Source organism: Stenotrophomonas africana (genome assembly GCF_013004645.1).
GTDB classification, from domain to species: Bacteria; Pseudomonadota; Gammaproteobacteria; order Xanthomonadales; family Xanthomonadaceae; genus Stenotrophomonas; species Stenotrophomonas africana.
This window is the reverse complement of record NZ_JABEME010000004.1, coordinates 218,946-236,175: the sequence shown is the minus strand read 5'-3', so window position 1 is coordinate 236,175 and position 17,230 is coordinate 218,946. Positions and strand designations below refer to the sequence as shown.

6 protein-coding genes are annotated in these 17,230 nt (G+C 68.6%); all 6 read right to left on the bottom strand.

The genetic code is table 11. The features are described from left to right. The 6 genes from gspG to purL all read right to left on the bottom strand — a co-directional run bounded on the left by gspG (position 1) and on the right by purL (position 17,115). Positions 1-444: a type II secretion system major pseudopilin GspG gene (gene gspG, locus HLA98_RS09660; protein WP_057501352.1), complete on the bottom strand. Its 444-nt coding sequence runs from the start codon at positions 442-444 to the stop codon at positions 1-3. A gap of 49 nt (positions 445-493) precedes the next feature. Then, positions 494-1,714 (bottom strand): type II secretion system protein XpsF, encoded by a 1,221-nt coding sequence (gene xpsF / locus HLA98_RS09655; protein WP_057501351.1) that lies wholly within the window; start codon positions 1,712-1,714, stop codon positions 494-496. A gap of 24 nt (positions 1,715-1,738) precedes the next feature. Next, on the bottom strand, positions 1,739-3,463 hold the full coding sequence (gene gspE / locus HLA98_RS09650) for a type II secretion system ATPase GspE (RefSeq protein WP_049443602.1): 1,725 nt from the start codon (positions 3,461-3,463) through the stop codon (positions 1,739-1,741). A 136-nt stretch (positions 3,464-3,599) separates the two neighbouring features. Continuing rightward, on the bottom strand, positions 3,600-5,453 hold the full coding sequence (locus HLA98_RS09645; protein WP_057501350.1) for a S8 family peptidase: 1,854 nt from the start codon (positions 5,451-5,453) through the stop codon (positions 3,600-3,602). Between the two features lie 157 nt (positions 5,454-5,610). Next, positions 5,611-12,792, bottom strand: a complete 7,182-nt coding sequence (locus HLA98_RS09640) for an ESPR-type extended signal peptide-containing protein (RefSeq protein WP_057501349.1) — start codon at positions 12,790-12,792, stop codon at positions 5,611-5,613. A 438-nt stretch (positions 12,793-13,230) separates the two neighbouring features. Next, positions 13,231-17,115: a phosphoribosylformylglycinamidine synthase gene (gene purL, locus HLA98_RS09635; RefSeq protein ID WP_129550583.1), complete on the bottom strand. Its 3,885-nt coding sequence runs from the start codon at positions 17,113-17,115 to the stop codon at positions 13,231-13,233. Positions 17,116-17,230 lie beyond the last annotated feature (115 nt).

Below are 17,230 nucleotides of genomic sequence, written 5' to 3'. Positions count from 1 at the left end.
TTACGGCTGGTAACGGATGTCGGCGTCGACGCTGCTGCCGCCGGCCTTGCCGTCCTTGCCCAGGCTGAGCAGCTCGTACGGCTGACCCTCGCCCGGCGCACGGTATTCCAGCGGGTGGCCCCACGGGTCGTTCAGATCGGCCGGCTTGGCATACGGGCCCAGCCAGCCGCCGACACCGGCCGGTGCGGTCACCAGGTCGTTCAGCGAACCCGGCAGCTTGCCAGTGTCGATCTGATAGTTGTCGATCTTGGAGGCGACGGTCTGCACCTGCGCCTTGGCGATGTTGGCCTTGCCGCGGTCGGCACCACCCAGAACGCGACTGGCCACCAGGGTCAGCACCGCGCCGATCAGTACGATGACGATGATGATTTCCAGCAGGCTCATGCCCGACTGGTTGCGCGCGGCGGTGAAGGAAAGGCGGATCGGTCGACGGGAAGCAATCATGGTCGGTCCTTTCAGTTGCGGAGTTTCGGGGTTGCGTAGGGATCCATCGTCAACCGATGGCATTGGTCAGGTCGTACAGCGGTACCAGCACGGCCACGATCACCGCGCCCACCACCGAGGCCAGCACCAGGGTGATCGCCGGCACCATTGCCGCCAGCAGACGATCAATGCGGCGGGCGCTGTCCTGTTCAAACGTGTCGGCGGCCTTCAGCAGCATGGTATCGAGGGCGCCGGATTCCTCACCAACCTGGATCATCTGCAGCGCCAGGCGGGGGAAACGCTTGCCGCGTGACAGCGCCAGCGACAGGCCGGCACCGTTCTTCACTTCGTCTGCGGCGGCCTCCACATCGGCGGCCAGCGCGCGGTTGCCCAGCACGTTGCGGGCGATGCCCAAGGCACCCAGCAGCGGCACGCCATTGCGCAGCAGGGTGCCCAACGTGCGGGCCAATCGCGCGGTTTCCAGTTCACCCAGCAGGCGGCCGATGCCGCGCCGCTGCAGCAACCAGCCGTCCAGCGCCAGCCGGAAGGCCGGTTGCCGCGCCTTGCGTTCAAGGAACAGCACCAGCACCGCCGGCACCACCAGCAGCAGCACCCACCAGTCGCGCACGAACAGACCCAGCTGCAGCACCGCGTTGGTGAACCACGGCAGCGCCACATCCAGGCTCTCGTACATCTGCGCGAACTGCGGCACCACGTAGCCGAGCAGGAACAGCAGCGCACCGCCCACCACCACCAGCAGGATGGCTGGATAGACCAGCGCGTTGATCACCTTGCCCTGCAGCGCGCGGCTGCGTTCGAGATAGTCGGCCAGGCGCTGCAGGGTCTCGTGCAGGCTGCCGCCGGCTTCGCCGGCACGCACCATGTTCACGTACAGGCGCGAGAACAGGCCGTGCTGGCGTTCCAGCGCGGTCGACAGCGGTGCACCACCGCGCACCACATCGCGGATATCGGTGATCGCGCGGCGCGAGCGTTCGTCTTCCGGCAGGCCGAGCAGGATCGACAGCGCACGATCCAGTGGCTGGCCGGCCCCGAGCAGGGTTGCCAGCTGCTGGGTGAACTGCAGCAGCGCGGCGCCCTGCAGCGGGCGCTGGCGCAGCAGGTTGCGCCAGCTGCTGCCACCGATCGCGCCGCCATCAGCCAACTGCGTCTCCATCGGCAGATGGCCCTGGTCCTGCAGGCGCGCGACCAGCTCGGCCTCGCTGGCCGCTTCCATCTGACCGTCGAAGATCTCGCCGTGCGGATTGAGCGCCTTGTAGCGGTAAGTCGGCATATCAGCCCCGGGATCCTGCGCGCATCAGCTTTCCTCGGTCACGCGCAGCACTTCCTCGATGGTGGTCTGCCCGCTCAGTGCTTTGGACAGGCCATCCTCGTACATGGTGCGCATGCCGGCTTCGCGGGCGATGCGTTCGATCTCGCCCATGCCGTCGCGGCGCATCACCGCACGCCGCAGCGCATCGTTCATCACCAGGAATTCCATGATGGTGGTACGCCCCAGATAGCCGGTCGGCGCCAGCGCCGAGGGCTTGGGGCGGAACAGATGGATCGGCCCCTGCGGCTGCAGGCGGCGCAGCTCGAAGCGTTCAATCTCTTCCGGCGAGGCTTCGTAGCGCTCGGCGTGGGTCGGCTCCAGCCGGCGCACCAGGCGCTGGGCCAGGATACCGTTGATGGTTGACGTGAGCAGGTAGTCCTCCACGCCCATGTCGAGCAGGCGGGTGATGCCGCCAGCCGCATTGTTGGTGTGCAGGGTGGACAGCACCAGATGGCCGGTCAACGCCGACTGGATCGCGATGCGCGCGGTTTCCAGATCGCGCATTTCGCCGATCATGATGATGTCCGGATCCTGGCGCACGATGCTGCGCAGGGCGTTGGCGAAGTCCAGCCCGATCTGCGGCTTGGCCTGGATCTGGTTGATGCCCTCGATCTGGTATTCAACCGGGTCTTCAACGGTGATGATCTTGACGTCGGCAGTGTTGAGCTGGCTGAGCGCGGTGTACAGCGTGGTGGTCTTGCCCGAGCCGGTCGGGCCGGTCACCAGCAGGATGCCGTGCGGCTGTTCCAGCACCTTGCGGAACTGCGGCAGGAACGCGTCGGTGAAACCGAGGCGATGGAAATCGAACACCACCGTTTCACGGTCGAGCAGACGCATCACCACGCTTTCGCCATGCGCGGTCGGCACCGTGCTCACGCGCAGATCCAGCTCCTTGCCCTGCACCCGCAGCATGATGCGGCCATCCTGCGGCAGGCGGCGCTCGGCGATGTTGAGCCGGGCCATGATCTTGATGCGGCTGATCACCGCAGCGGTGAGGTTGGCCGGCGGGCTTTCACCCTCCACCAGCACACCGTCGACGCGGTAGCGCACCTTCAGCCGGCTCTCGAACGGTTCGACATGGATGTCCGAGGCACGCAGCTCCACCGCACGCTGGATCACCAGGTTGACCAGGCGGATCACCGGCGCTTCCGAAGCCAGGTCGCGCAGGTGTTCGATGTCATCGACCGCGCCGCCTTCGCCGTCGGCGGTTTCGACGATCGCGCCCATCGCGCTGCGGCCTTGGCCGAACCAGCGCTCGACCAGATCGTCGATCTCCGCGCGCATGCCCAGCACCGGCGTCACCGGTACGCCCAGCGCCAGCTGCACGGCCTGTTGCGGGTAAGGATCGTGGGCATCGGCCAGCCACAGCCGTACGCCCTGTTCATCCAGCGCCAGCGGGCAGACATGGAACTGCTTGAGGAAGCGCAGCGACAGCGGCACTCCCTCCGCCAGGCCCTGCGGTGGTGCCTCGGGCAACTGCTTGCCTTCCAGCAGCGGCAGGCCCAGCACCTCGGCGCTGGCCTGCGCCTGGTCACGTTCGGAAACCAGTCCCAGCCGCACCAGCAGGCCCAGCAGGCTGCCGCCGGCCTCTGCGTGCAGCGGACGCGCACGTGCCAGATCGCCTTCCTTCAGCCGGCCGCGCGCCAGCAGCGCATCCAGGATGCGGCCTTCAGCGTCGTCGGCAGCGGCGGTAGCAGCAAGCGCGTTCACATGACTCTCCTGTCAATCGGCTCGACTTTAGCAGTTAAGCCATGATTTACGCCGCCTCTCCGCCACCTTTCGTAAAAAGACGAAGCCCGTCACATGCGGTGACGGGCTTCGGCCATTCAACTACGACAGTGCGTGCTTACTGCGTGGCAAGGATGCTCACGCCGTTGTAGGCCGCCTCGCCCACCACCTTGATGTAGTAGGTGCCGGCCACCGGCTTGTTCACCCGCACCGTTTCGGACGTGCCAGGACGGGTCGACTTGCCGTCGTTGTCGCTGGCGCTCGGCTCGCGTCCCTGGGCGATGTAGACCGACACGTTGCCGGTGCCACCGTAGGTGATCACGCTGAGCTGCTTGCCGGCGACGGCTTCGAAGCTGTACAGGCGGCTGCTGGCGGCAGCACCATTCAGGCCACCGACGGCAGCCTTGTTGGTCAGCGGCGTGGCCACCGGCCCGCAGTTCTCGGTGCACGGTTCTTCCAGTGCCTTGGCCAGCGCGGCCTTGGCATCGAGAATACCGGTACCGATCGGGGTGGCTGCCGGAATGGCGACCGGGAACGGACGCGCGGTTTCCTTCAGCAGGGTACGCATCGCGGCCGGGGCCAGCGGATCCTTGCCCTTGGCGATCAGCGCGCTCTGCACCAGTGCGGCAACAGCAGCCACGTGCGGCGAGGCCATCGACGTGCCGCCCATGCCCATGTAGCTGTAGCTGCCCGACTCCGGTGTGGTGGCCGCATCGGAGCCGGACTGCCAGACGTAGCCGCCCGGATTGCCGTCCACACTGCCGCCACCGCCCGGACCGGACAGGTCCACACGGGTGCCGTAGTTGGAGTAGTAGGTGATCCCGCCGGTGATGCGGGTGGCGCCGACGGTCACCACGCCGTCGCAACTGGCTGGACGGTACTTGGAGGCGTTGTCGGTCTCGTTGCCTGCGGCCACGACCACGGTGGTGCCCCGCGAGATCGCGCCGTTGATCGCATCCTGGTAGGTCCCGTCGCAGCTGCCGCTGCCGCCGAGGCTCATGTTGATGACCTCGGCCGGGTTGGTATTGGCGGGTACGCCGGCCACCGTGCCGCCGGACGCCCAGGTGATGGCGTCGGCGATATCGGAAAGGTAGCCGCCGCACTTGCCGAGCACGCGGACCGGCAGCACCTTGGCCTTGTGCGCGACACCGGCCATGCCGACGCCGTTGTTGGTCTGCTCGGCCACGGTACCGGCCACATGGGTACCGTGCCAGGAGCTGTCCTCGGCGACGGAGCCGGTGTAGCACTCGTTGTCGTTCTCGACCCAGTCACCATAGTCCTGCGCGCCCGGCACGCGGTCGTTGGTGGCGCGACGCGACGTCTCGGCATCGCTGATGAAGTCGTAGCCTTCCAGCAGGTTGCCGACCAGGTCCGGGTGCTGCGGCAGGATACCGGTGTCGAGCACCGCCACCACCACGCCTTCGCCCTGCGATACATCCCACGCCGACGGTGCGTTGATGCCGCCGGTGGCGTTGTGCAGGTGCCACTGGTACTGCTGGTAGTAGGGATCATTCGGCGCCAGCGCCGGCTGCACGTCACCGGCACGCAGCTCGGTACGGCGCAGCTTCACGTCGGCTTCGGCGTACTGCACCGACGGGTCGGCCTTCAGCTCCTTCAGTACGCGCTGCAGCTCGGCCGGGGCCAGGCGACCCTGCACACGGATGAGGTCCGCACCGGTCGACAGCTTGCGCACCACCTGCGGGCCGAGGGTACTGGCGCGGGAGGTGCCGCCGGAGAGGCTGGCACGGGTCAGTGCGGACTGCACGGTGGACAGCTTCGCCGAGCGGTCGGTGGCGGCAGCAGCGCCGGCACGGTACTTGACGATGATGCGCTCGGCCCCCGGTTGGGCGGTACTGGCCTGGCGCACCGGCTCACGGGTCGGCAGTCCAGCGGCGTGGACGGCACCGACAGCCGTCATCGACAGCACGGCGGCGGCAAGCACATTGATGCGAAGGTTCTGCTTCTTGATCACGTCGAATTCCTCTTCTGGGTCATGGATCGAACCAACACTGCGGCCATCATTCCTTGACGACTCCCGGCCGGCCCAGCCGGGATTGCCGTGACCTCCCCCCAGGCCCTCATTGCAGGTTTGGCGCCGGCGTGGGTGGCCGCCGGCGCAATGGAGTGGCTTACCAGCCGAAGCCGGCACCGACGCCAACCGAGCTGTCGTCGCTGCTGAAGGCACCGCCGAGGGTGACCGTGGCGCGATCGCTGATCGCACGCTGGTAGCCCAACGACAACGCCGACTCGCCGCCCTGGAAACCAACGCCGACGCCGACCCGGTTCTGGGTACGGATACCGGCGGCACTGGTGGCCATGTTGAGCATCGCGGCACTCATCGCGCCCTGGCGGTCGATGCGGCGGTCCATGTGGCGCAGGCGTCCGTCGATCTCGCCCTTGAACACATCGAAGCTGTCGGCGACGGCCTGGACGCGACTGTCGGTGTAGCTGTTGGCGGTGGCCATGCCACGGTCGAGCTGGCCCTTGTTCACCGCATCGGTGGCCGTGGTACCGGCCGCCACGTTGGTGACCTGGCGCTCGTTGCCTTCACTGCCCACCGAGACCGTGTTGGCACGATCGGCGACAGAACCCTGGCCCAGCGCCACCGCGTTCGCAGCGGTGGCATTGGCCCCCTGGCCGATGGCCGTGGATGAAGCGCCACTGGCGACGGCGCCCTCGCCCATGGCGACGGCATTGAAGCCCGTCGCGGGAGTGCCAACCGGAATCCCGGCGCCGGCGGCGGCAGCGGTCGGCGTGCCCTGCACCCGCGCGGTGCTGGCCGGTGCCGCGTCGGCCGTTGCAGGTGCATCAGCGGTGCTGGCCAGCGGGCTCTCATCCAGCGAGGCACTCATCGCGCGCAGGTTGGCAGTCCCGGCACGCGAGCCACCGGCGCTGCGGCGATCGATCTCGCTGACCTTGCGGTCCAGCGCGCCCAGCGCATCGCCGACGTTGCTGTAGGTGGCGCCCTGGATCACATAGTTCGGCGCCACGAACACGCCCTGCATGCCGACGCTGGCGCCACCACCAAGGAAGCTGGCGGCATCGCTGAGCGACTGGAACAGCTGGCCGCCGTTGATCGCCTGGCGACTGCCCGCGGCGATGCTGCCGGCACCGACGTTGTCGATGGTGGTGCCCTGGAACCCGGACAGGGTCAGGCGATCGCGGCTGGCGTCGTCATAGCCGACTGCGCTGGCCGCAGTGGTTTCAACGGTGGCGATACGAGAATCAAAATCGCCCACGCGGGTTTCCACCGCACCCACCCGCTGGTTGGTGACGTTGAGCTGCGAACCGGTGATGGCATCGCTGCTGCCGGCGGCGATGCGGCCATCGGCCACATTGACGATGCGGCGCGTGGCCGGACCATCGGTGCCATTGCCACCGCCCACCGACACCACGTTGGCATCGAGCGCACGGGAACCAGCACCCAGCGCCACCGAGTTCGCGCCGGACGCACCGGCACTGGTACCCAGTGCAAGGGCACCGTTGCCGATGGCCATCGCGTTGGCACCCAGCGCATTGCTGCGTGCGCCGCTGGCAGTGGCCGCCGAACCGATCGCGGCGGCATCGTTGCCGCTGGCGCTGGCGGTACCCGCGCCGGTGGCCTTGACGTAGCGCGCCGTGCCATCGGCGGTAGCGGCGACCGCATCGAGCTGGCCCCGGTTGACCGCATCGGAGCGCTCGGTACCGGCAGCGACACGCGTGATCTGGCGTTCGCTGCTGGCACTACCGACCGACACGGTATTGGCACGATCGGCGACCGAGCCTGCACCCAGCGCTACGCTACCGGCCGCGCTGGCGTTGGCGCTGACGCCCACCGCGGTCGCATTGGCGCCGGTGGCCTTGCTGCCGTAGCCAACGGCGGTACCCAGACGGCCGCTGGCGTCGGCATAGCTGCCGATGGCCGACGCGCCATCGGCCGAGGCATTGGCGCGGAAACCACTAGCCTGCGACTGCGTGCCGCTGGCGATGGCCTGCGCACCGCTGGCGGTGCTGTAGGCGCCCTTGGCCTGTGCGCCGGCACCGGTGGCGCTGGAACCAAGTTCGCTGGCGCTGGCACCACTGCCCACGGCCACACTGTCGACACCACTGGCCTGTGCGCTGGTGCCCAGCGCCGCCGCGTTGTTGCCGGTAGCCAGCGCATCGAAGCCCACCGCGGTGGCGTTGGCGGCCATGGCATTGGCACCGCTGCCCAGCGCGGTGGCGCCGTTGCCGATGGCGTTGGCCGCATTGCCAGCTGCCAGCGCATTGTCGCCGTCGACCAGTGCACCGGCTTCGCCATCGGCGTTGCCGCTGGCCTGGAACTGCCGGCTGGTCTTGTCGGCGACGCTGGCGACCGCATCCAATTGGCCCTTGTTCACCGCATCGGTGGCTTCGGTGCCGGCCGCGACGTGCGTCACCTGGCGCTCACCGCCGGCCTTGCCGACGGCGACGGTGTTGTCACGGTCGGCCTTGGAGCCTGCGCCGAGCGCAACGCTGTTGCTGCCATTGGCGGTGGCGTTGGCACCCAGCGCGGTGGCGCTGCTGCCGGCCGCCCACGAATTCCAGCCAATCGCGGTCGCGTAGTCTTCGGTAGCCCAGGCACCGGCACCGAAGGCCGCCGCACCGGTTCCGCTGGCACGCGAGGGAATCAGGCCGAAGAAGGTGCTGCCGCCGATGGCCACGCTTTCAGCGCCACTGGCTTCGCTGGACTGACCCACGGCGACGGCGCCGGTACCGGCCGCAGCGGCACCGAAGCCGACTGCGGTGGTGTTGGCACCACTTGCTGCAGAGCCGTAGCCCAATGCGGTGCCGAGGCGGCCGCTGGCTTCGGCGTAGCCACCCACTGCGGTGGTGCCATCAGCCGAAGCCGCGCTGCGGAAACCGCTGGCGAGCGCCTGCCCGCCGCTGGCATTGGCTTCTGTGCCCGTGGCCGTGCTGTAGGCGCCACTGGCCTGAGCACGCGCACCCACCGCGCTTGCACCAACCTCGCTGGCGCTGGCACCGCTGCCCAGGGCCAGGCTGTCCTCGCCGGTGGCCTGTGCCGTGCTGCCCAGGGCCGCCGCGTTGCTGCCAGTGGCCAGCGCATCGATGCCCACGGCGGTGGCGTTGGCCGCCAGCGCATTGGCACCGCTGCCGAGTGCGGTGGCACCGTTGCCGATCGCGTTGGCCGCGTCACCGGCCGCCAACGCGTTGTCACCCTCCACCAGCGCGCCGGTTTCACCGTCGGCATTGCCACTGGCCTGGAACTGCCTGCTGGTCTTTTCCGCTGCCGCGGCTACGGTGTCGAGCTGGTTCTTGTTGACCGCATCATTGCCCTGCGTGCCATCGGCCACGTTGGTGATCTGGCGGGTGTTGCCGCCACCGCCTACCGACACGGTGTTGTCGCGATCGGCGATCGAATCGGCACCCAGCGCCACGCTGTTGGCGCCGCGCGATTCGGCAGCATTGCCCAGCGCGGTGCTGTTGATGCCGCCCGACCAGGCACCACCACCCACCGCGGTGGAGTAGTTGCCCGAGGCCTCGGTGGCCAGCACGCCGAACAACGAACCACCGACGGCGACGCTGTTGGTGCCGGTGGCCAGGCTGCCCTGACCGGTGGCGGTGCTGTAAGCGCCGGAGGCTTCCGAATCGCCGCCCACTGCCACACTGTTGGAACCGGATGCATTGGCGAAGTTGCCGAACGCAGTGGCATTGAACGCCGAGGCCTGTGCATAGCCACCGATGGCGGTGCTGTAACCGCCGGTGGCTTCGGCACCGATACCGAAGGCCGCCGACGCCGTACCACTGGCCACGCTCTCGCTGCCGACAGCGGTGGCCGCGTCGCCGCTGGCATTGCTGAAGTAGCCCACGGCCACGGCTTCTTCGCCGGACGCTTCGGACAGCACGCCATTGGCCGTGCTACCGGCACCGCTGGCGATGCTGGCCGCACCGAACGCCGCGCTCTGCTCGCCGCTGGCTTCGCTTTCCGCACCCTGCGCGGTTGCGTACTCGCCCGTGGCCTGTGCGTTGGCACCGACGGCGCTGGCGTTGGCCGCAGTTGCCAATGCGTTGAAACCCAGCGCCTGTGCGTTGCTGGCCAGCGCGTTGGCGCCGCTGCCCACTGCGGTGGCGCCATTGCCGATGGCGTTGGCGGCATCACCGGCCGCCAGTGCGTTGTCACCCTCCACCAGTGCACCGGCCACGTTGTCGCCGCTGCCGCTGGCCTGGAAGAAGCGGCTGGTGGTGGCAGCGGTAGACGCAACCGCATCCAGCTGTGCCTTGTTCACCGCGTCGGTGGCCTGGGTACCGGCGGCGACGTTGGTGACCTGCCGTTCGTTGCCGCTACTGCCCACCGACACCGTGCGTGCACGGCTGGCGACCGAGCCGGCACCGAGCGCGACAGCATTGCTGGCGCTGGCGTTGCTGCCGGCGCCAAGCGCGATCGCGCTTTCACCACTGGCCACCGTATTGGTGCCGATGGCGATGCTGTTGATGCTGTTGCCCAGCGCCTGGAAGCCCAGTGCCACGCTGTTGTCGCCATAGCCGAAGGCACCGCGGCCGACCGCCGTGGAACTGGTGCCGTTGGCCCAGCTGTTGTAACCGATGGACGTGGCGCCGCTGCCACTGGCCCACGCCGCATTACCGAACGCCGCGGCATTGGTGGCGGTGGCCCATGCACCCGAACCGAATGCTGCCGCGCCACTGGCAGTCGCCCAGCTGTAACCGCCTACTGCGGTGCTGTCATCGCTGCTGGCGAATGCGCTGTCGCCGATCGCGACTGCATAGCTGCCGGTGGCGCGCGACTTGCCACCTGCGGCGAAGCTGTTGTCACCACTGGCCTTGGCAGCGTTGCCGAAGGCGCTGCTGGCAGCCCCGGTGGCCTGCGCGCCACTGCCCACTGCCGTGGCATCGGCAACAGCGGTGGTACCCACCTGCTGCGCCGTGCCGTCAGCACCGATGATCGGCTGGTTGAACTCGTCGTAGGCCTGGCCGAGGCCACCGATGGCGACACCGCCATTGCCGGTGGCTGCGCTGTTGCGGCCCACGGCCACGCTGTCATCGCCGATGGCCGACGCGGCTGCACCCTGCGCGATGGCGCCTGCGCCGATCGCATTGCTCGACGAGCCCACAGCGATGGAGCCCTCGCCATCGGCCAGTGCGCCAGCGTCACTGCCCGCCTCCGGCTGTGCCTGGAAGAAACGCGCGGTGGTATCAGAGGTGCTGGCCACGGCATCGAGCTGGGCCTTGTTCACCGCATCGGTGGCTTCGCTGCCCGCAGCAACGCTGGTGATCTGCCGCTCGTTGCCTGCACTGCCGACAGCCACGCTGTTGGCACGCACCGCTTCGGAGTTCGCGCCAAGCGCGACGCTGTTGGCGCCGCGTGCGGTGGCGTAGTAACCCACGGCCGTGCTCTGCGCGCCGCTGGCCCAGGTCTGCGCGCCGAGCGCGCTGGCATTCTCACCCGGGGCGTAAGCGAAGTAGCCAACGGCCGTGGCTTCAGCACCGGAGGCTTCGGTCAGGCTGCCGTTGGCCACCGCGCGGTCACCGCTCGCGATGGCACCGGCGCCGACGGCGGTCGCCGCTTCGCCGCTGGCCTGGGTCTGCACGAAGAAGCCCAGACCGGGAATCAGGTCGGCCGGGCCACCGATGGCCACGCTGCTGGTGCCGGTGGCATTGCTCTGCGTACCCAGCGCGGTGGAGTAGTCACCGATGGCATTGGCCACCGCGCCGAATGCGGATGCCTGCGCGCCGGCGGCATAGGCGCCGACGCCGTAGGACGACGCCGCAAAGCCGCTGGCTTCGGCACTGGCGCCGACCGCGGTGCCACCGACGCCGGCGCTGGTGGCGCCGGTTTCCACCGGCACGCCACCACTGGTGATCAGCGGGTTGCCATCGGCGTCCACCGCAGCGCCACCCACGGCAACGCTGCCTGGGCCATTGGCCTGCGCGCTGTTGCCGAACGCTGCACTGTTCTGGCCCGAGGCCAGTGCGTTGTTGCCAACGGCAGTGGCGTTCTGCGCGACGGCGGTGGCGCCGGCACCGACTGCAGTGGTGCCGTTGCCGAGGGCATTGGCGGCCTCACCGGCCGCCAGCGCCTCGTCGCCCTCTGCCAGTGCACCGGCATCGCTGTTGCTGCTGCCGGTGGCCTGGAAACGCCTGGCGGTGGCATCGGCCACGGCGGCGACGCCCTTCAGCTGACCGACATTGACGGCATCGTTGTCTTCGGTGCCGGCGGCCACGCTGGTGATCTGCCGGGTCAGCCCGTATTCGGCTGCGCCGACGGACACGGTATCGACGCGGTCGGCCAGCGAGCCCGCGCCCAGCGCCACGCTGCCGGTGGCGACCGCAGCGGCATTCGAACCCAGCGCGGTGCTGTATTCACCGACGGCGGTGCTGAAGGCACCCACGGCAATCGATGCTTCGTTGGCAGCGGTAGCACCACGACCGAGCGCGGTGCTGCCCGGCCCCATCGCCACCGCACCGCCACCCACGGCAGTGGCGCCATCGGCCGAGGCTTCGGACAGCGCACCGAGGGCGGTGGCCGCGCCATTTTCGCTGGCGGCGTAAGCACTGGCACCGACGGCGGTATCGCCGAGGCCGAACGCGGCCGCGCTCTGCCCGACCACCACGCTGGCATCGCCGATCGCCAAGGCGCCCTGGCCGAACGCGCTGGCGCCCAGGCCCGCGGCAATGGCTTGGGTACCGATGGCGGTGGTGGCGTTGGCCAGCGACTGCGCGCCGGCACCGGCCGCAACCGCGCCCTGCCCGTCGATCTTCGCCGCGTCGCTGTCATCGCCTGCGCCGTCGGCCTTGAAATAGCGGTTGCCATCGGCGGCAACGTCGGCCAGCGCAGCCTGGGTAGCACGCGCCTGCGCATCCAGCTGTGACTTGTTCACCGCATCGGTGGCCTGGGTGCCTGCAGCAACGTTGGTGATCTGCCGTTCCTTGCCGGCATCACCCACGGACACGGTGTTGGCCCGCGTGGCCTTGGAACCAGCGCCCAGCGCAACGCTGTTGGCGGCACTGGCATTGCTGTTGCTGCCGATCGCCACCGCATTGCTGCCCTTGGCGCTGGCCGAGCCTTCGATCAGGCACTTTTCGAGCAGCTTGCCGCTGAAGGCCACGCAGGTGGCGCTGCCACCGATCTGCACCGACTGTGCCGCGGCAGTGCCGCTCATGCCCACCCCCACTGCCAGGCCCAGTGCCACCGCCAGCAGTGCGGGCGTGGCCTGGGTCGCATCGCGGCGCCGGTCGACGACCCCGCCACTTCTGCTGTCAGAGGAGGCCAGTTCCGAGGCCACCACCAACTGACCCAATGCTTTGTTCCAGACCTTGCGATAAATCCGATTCATCGGTACGGCTCCTGATTGGACTGGTTTTGGGCAAAGCAACGCCACCGCTGGGCTTTCCGGCCCAACGTCCCCTGGGGGCGTTTATTCGCGTGATTTACTGCGGGGTATTGCCGAACGGCGCGCAGCGACAGAAAACCGAGCGCGTGCGCCAACCGGTTACTGCGAAATGAATGATTCTGAAACGGGGTTCAAGTGTTAACGGCAACTTTCCAAATCGTCAAGACTTTGACACGGCAAATCCTATTGCCGTGAAGCAGTTCACCATTTCACGTGTTTATGAGAGTTTTTTGTTAGGCATGCGTGACGAAGTTCCGTCGCATGAAAATCGATGTAACTAGCGGTTGCGACAGGAGTTTCACGCGCGCAAAGAAAAACCCGCCGATCAACGGCGGGTTTTTCCATACGCGGCGGCATTGATGCCTGCGCGATGTGATGCGATCAACCGCACCACACCCGCGCGTTGCGGAACATGCGCATCCACGGCGAGTCACCCTGCCATTCGGCCGGGGCCCAGCTCAGGTTGAGCGCGCGCGGCGTACGTTCCGGGTGCGGCATCATGATGGTGACGCGGCCGTCGTTGCTGGTCAGGCCGGTGATACCGTCCGGCGAACCGTTCGGATTCAGCGGGTACTGGCTGGCCACGTTGCCGTTGCCGTCGATGTAGCGCAGCGAGACGCGAGCGGCCGCCTGGTCGACGGCATTGTCGAACACGGCCCGGCCTTCACCATGCGCCACCGCCACCTGCAGGCGCGAACCGGCCATGCCGCGCAGCAGGATCGACGGCGATTCCACCACCTCCAGCAGCGCGGTGCGGGCCTCGAACTGCTCGCTTGCGTTGCGGCGGAACTGCGGCCAGTGCTGGGCACCTGGAATGATGCCCTTGAGCTGGCTCATCATCTGGCAACCGTTGCACACGCCCAGCGCGAAGCTGTCTTCGCGCGCGAAGAACGCGGCGAAGGCATCACGCAGCGCGCTGCGCTCCAGGATCGAGGTCGCCCAGCCACGGCCGGCACCCAGCACGTCGCCGTAGCTGAAGCCACCGCAGGCGACCAGGCCGGTGAAGTCCTGCAATGCCACGCGGCCTTCGATCAGGTCGCTCATATGCACGTCGAACGCGCGGAAGCCGGCACGTTCGAAGGCGTTGGCCATTTCGATCTGGCCGTTGACGCCCTGCTCGCGCAGTACCGCCACGCGCGGACGCGCGCCGGTGCTGATGAACGGGGCGGCCACGTCCTCATTGAGGTCGAAACTGAGCTTGGGCTTCAGGCCCGGCGCGGTGAAGGCACGGGCGATCTCGCGCTCGGCGTCGGCATTGGCCGGGTTGTCACGGCGCTTCTGCATCGCGTGGGTGACCGACCACCAGGCGTCGAACAGCGCGTCCCAGCGCCACTCGGCCAGGTTCTCGCCGCCCAGCGACACGCGCACCACCGGTGCAGTGGTCGGCTTGGCGATGCGCTGCGCGCATTCGATCAGTGCATGGCGCTCGACCAGGTCCGCAAAGGCGGCGCGGTCTTCGCGTGCGATCTGCACCACCGCGCCCAGCTCTTCATTGAACAGGCTGCGGAACGGATCATCGCCCCAGGCATCAAGGGTGATGTCCAGGCCCAGCCGCGAAGTGAACGCCATTTCGCACAGCGCGGCGAAGGCGCCGCCGTCGCTGCGGTCGTGGTAGGCCAGCAGCAGGCCGGCCTGGCGCGCATCGCGGATCAGCTCGAAGAAGCCACGCAGGCGCTGCGGGTCATCCAGGTCCGGCGCGGCACCGGCGAAGGCCGGCAGATCGCCGTGGTCGGCATGCACCTGGGCCAGGATCGAACCGCCCAGGCGCTGCTTGCCGGCGCCCAGGCCGATCAGCCACAGCTCGCTGTCCACCTCGCGGTCGAGCAGCGGGGTCAGCTGCTGGCGCACGTCGGCCACCGGCGCGAACGCCGAGATCACCAGCGACACCGGCGACACGCTCTTGTGCGCTTCGCCCTGGTCGTGCCACTGCGCCTGCATCGACAGCGAGTCCTTCCCGACCGGGATGCTGATGTCCAGCTGCGGGCACAGTTCCATGCCCACCGCCTTCACCGCGTCGTACAGCAGCGCGTCTTCGCCCGGGTGGCCGGCCGCGGCCATCCAGTTCGCCGACAGCTTGATCTCATCCAGCGCATCAACCGGCGCCGCGCACAGGTTGGTCAGCGCTTCGCCCACCGCCATGCGTGCCGACGCCGCCGCGTCGAGCAGGGCCAGCGGGGTGCGCTCGCCGATTGACATCGCTTCGCCGGCCACGCCGTCGAAGTCGGCCAGGGTGATCGCCACGTCGGCCACCGGCAGCTGCCACGGGCCGACCATCTGTTCGCGTGCGGTCAGGCCACCGACGCTGCGGTCACCGATGGTGACCAGGAAGTTCTTCGAAGCCACCGTCGGGTGCGCGAGCACGCGCAGGCCGGCTTCCTGCAGGTCCAGGCCGCCGGTCTTCAGCGCCGGCCAGCGCGGTGCCGGCGGGTGCGCGGTGTCGCGGTGCATCTTCGGCGGCTTGCCGAACAGCACATCCATCGGCAGGTCGATCGGGGCATCAGCCGGGGTGTGACCCGGCACGGCGCCGTAAGCCACCACCAGGTGTTCCTCGGCGGTTGCCACGCCAACGGCGGCGAACGGGCAGCGCTCACGGGCGCACAGGGCGGCGAACTCGGCCAGGCGCTCCTGGGCCACGCCCAGCACGTAGCGTTCCTGCGACTCGTTGCACCACAGCTGCATCGGCGACAGCGACGGGTCATCGGTGGGCACCTTGCCCAGGTCGATGACGCCGCCGACCTTGGAGTCGTGCAGCAGCTCGGGGATGGCATTGGACAGGCCACCGGCGCCGACGTCATGGAAGAACTTGATCGGGTTGTTGGCACCCATCGCCACGCAGCGGTCGATGACCTCCTGGCAGCGACGCTCCATTTCCGGGTTGTCGCGCTGCACGCTGGCGAAGTCCAGGTCCTCGGCGCTTTCACCAGAGGCCACCGAACTGGCGGCACCGCCGCCCAGGCCGATCAGCATCGCCGGGCCACCCAGCACGATGACCGCATCACCGGCCTGCAGCTGGATCTTGTCGACCTGCACGCGATCGATCGCGCCAAGGCCACCGGCCAGCATGATCGGCTTGTCGTACGCGCGCACCAGATCGGCGCCTTCCGGCAGCTCGAAGCTGCGGAAGTAGCCGAGCAGGTTCGGGCGACCGAATTCGTTGTTGAACGCAGCACCGCCCAGCGGGCCGTCGGTCATGATTTCCAGCGCCGGGGCCATGCGCGGGTTCAGCGCGCGCGGCGCTTCCCACGGCTGCGGCAGTTCCGGAATGCGCAGGTGCGAGACCGAGAAACCGGACAGGCCCGCCTTCGGCTTGCCGCCACGACCGGTCGCGCCTTCGTCGCGGATCTCACCACCATTGCCGGTGGATGCGCCCGGGAACGGCGCGATCGCGGTCGGATGGTTGTGCGTTTCCACCTTGATCTGGAACGCGCTGGGCACCTGCGGCTCGCGGCGGTACTCGCCACTGGCCGGATCGGGGCGGTAGCGGGACGCCAGATGGCCTTCGATCACCGCGGCATTGTCGCTGTATGCGCTGAGCGTGTGCTGCGGGGTCTGCTGGTGGGTGTTCTTGATCATCCGGAACAGCGAACGGTCCTGTTCCTGGCCGTCGATGGTCCAGCTGGCGTTGAAGATCTTGTGGCGGCAGTGCTCGGAATTGGCCTGCGCGAACATCATCAGTTCGACGTCCGACGGCGACCGGCCCAGCGCGGTGAAGCGTTCACGCAGGTAGTCGATCTCGTCCTGGGCCATGGCCAGGCCGAGGCGCTGGTTGGCGGCCTCCAGCTGGTCCACCGGCACCCGTTCCAGTTCGCCACGGGCCGGCGCCGAGAACAGCGCCTGGCCCTGTTCCACGGTTTCCAGCACCGACTGCGTCATCGGGTCGTGCAGCGCCTTGACCAGCGCCTGCTGTGCGGCGGCATCGGCCGGCCAGCCCTGCACGTCGATGCGCAGGCCGCGTTCCACCCGGCTGACCGGCTGCCCGGCACCGCGGACCAGTTCGGTGGCCTTGCTCGACCACGGCGACAGCGTGCCCAGGCGCGGCACCACGATGCGGCTGACCGCGCCTTCGGCCACGGCTTCGGCCTGCGGCGCCGCTTCAAGGATGCGGCACAGGGTGTCGAGGTCGGGAGCGGCGCTGCCTTCGGGCTGCACGAAGTAGACGTGCCAGGCACCGCTGATGCGCAGGGAGGGCGCGATGGACTGCAGGCGGGATTCAAGACGTTCGCGGCGGAACGGCGACAGGGCGGGCGCGCCCTCGAGGACCATCATGTCCGGGGAACCGTAGTTGGGAAACGGGCCCGACATTGTACCGGAAGCGGGGGAAGGGCTTTGGCCGGGCGGCGCCCGGCACCCGCCGAAGCCAGGGCAACGGCAACAACAACAG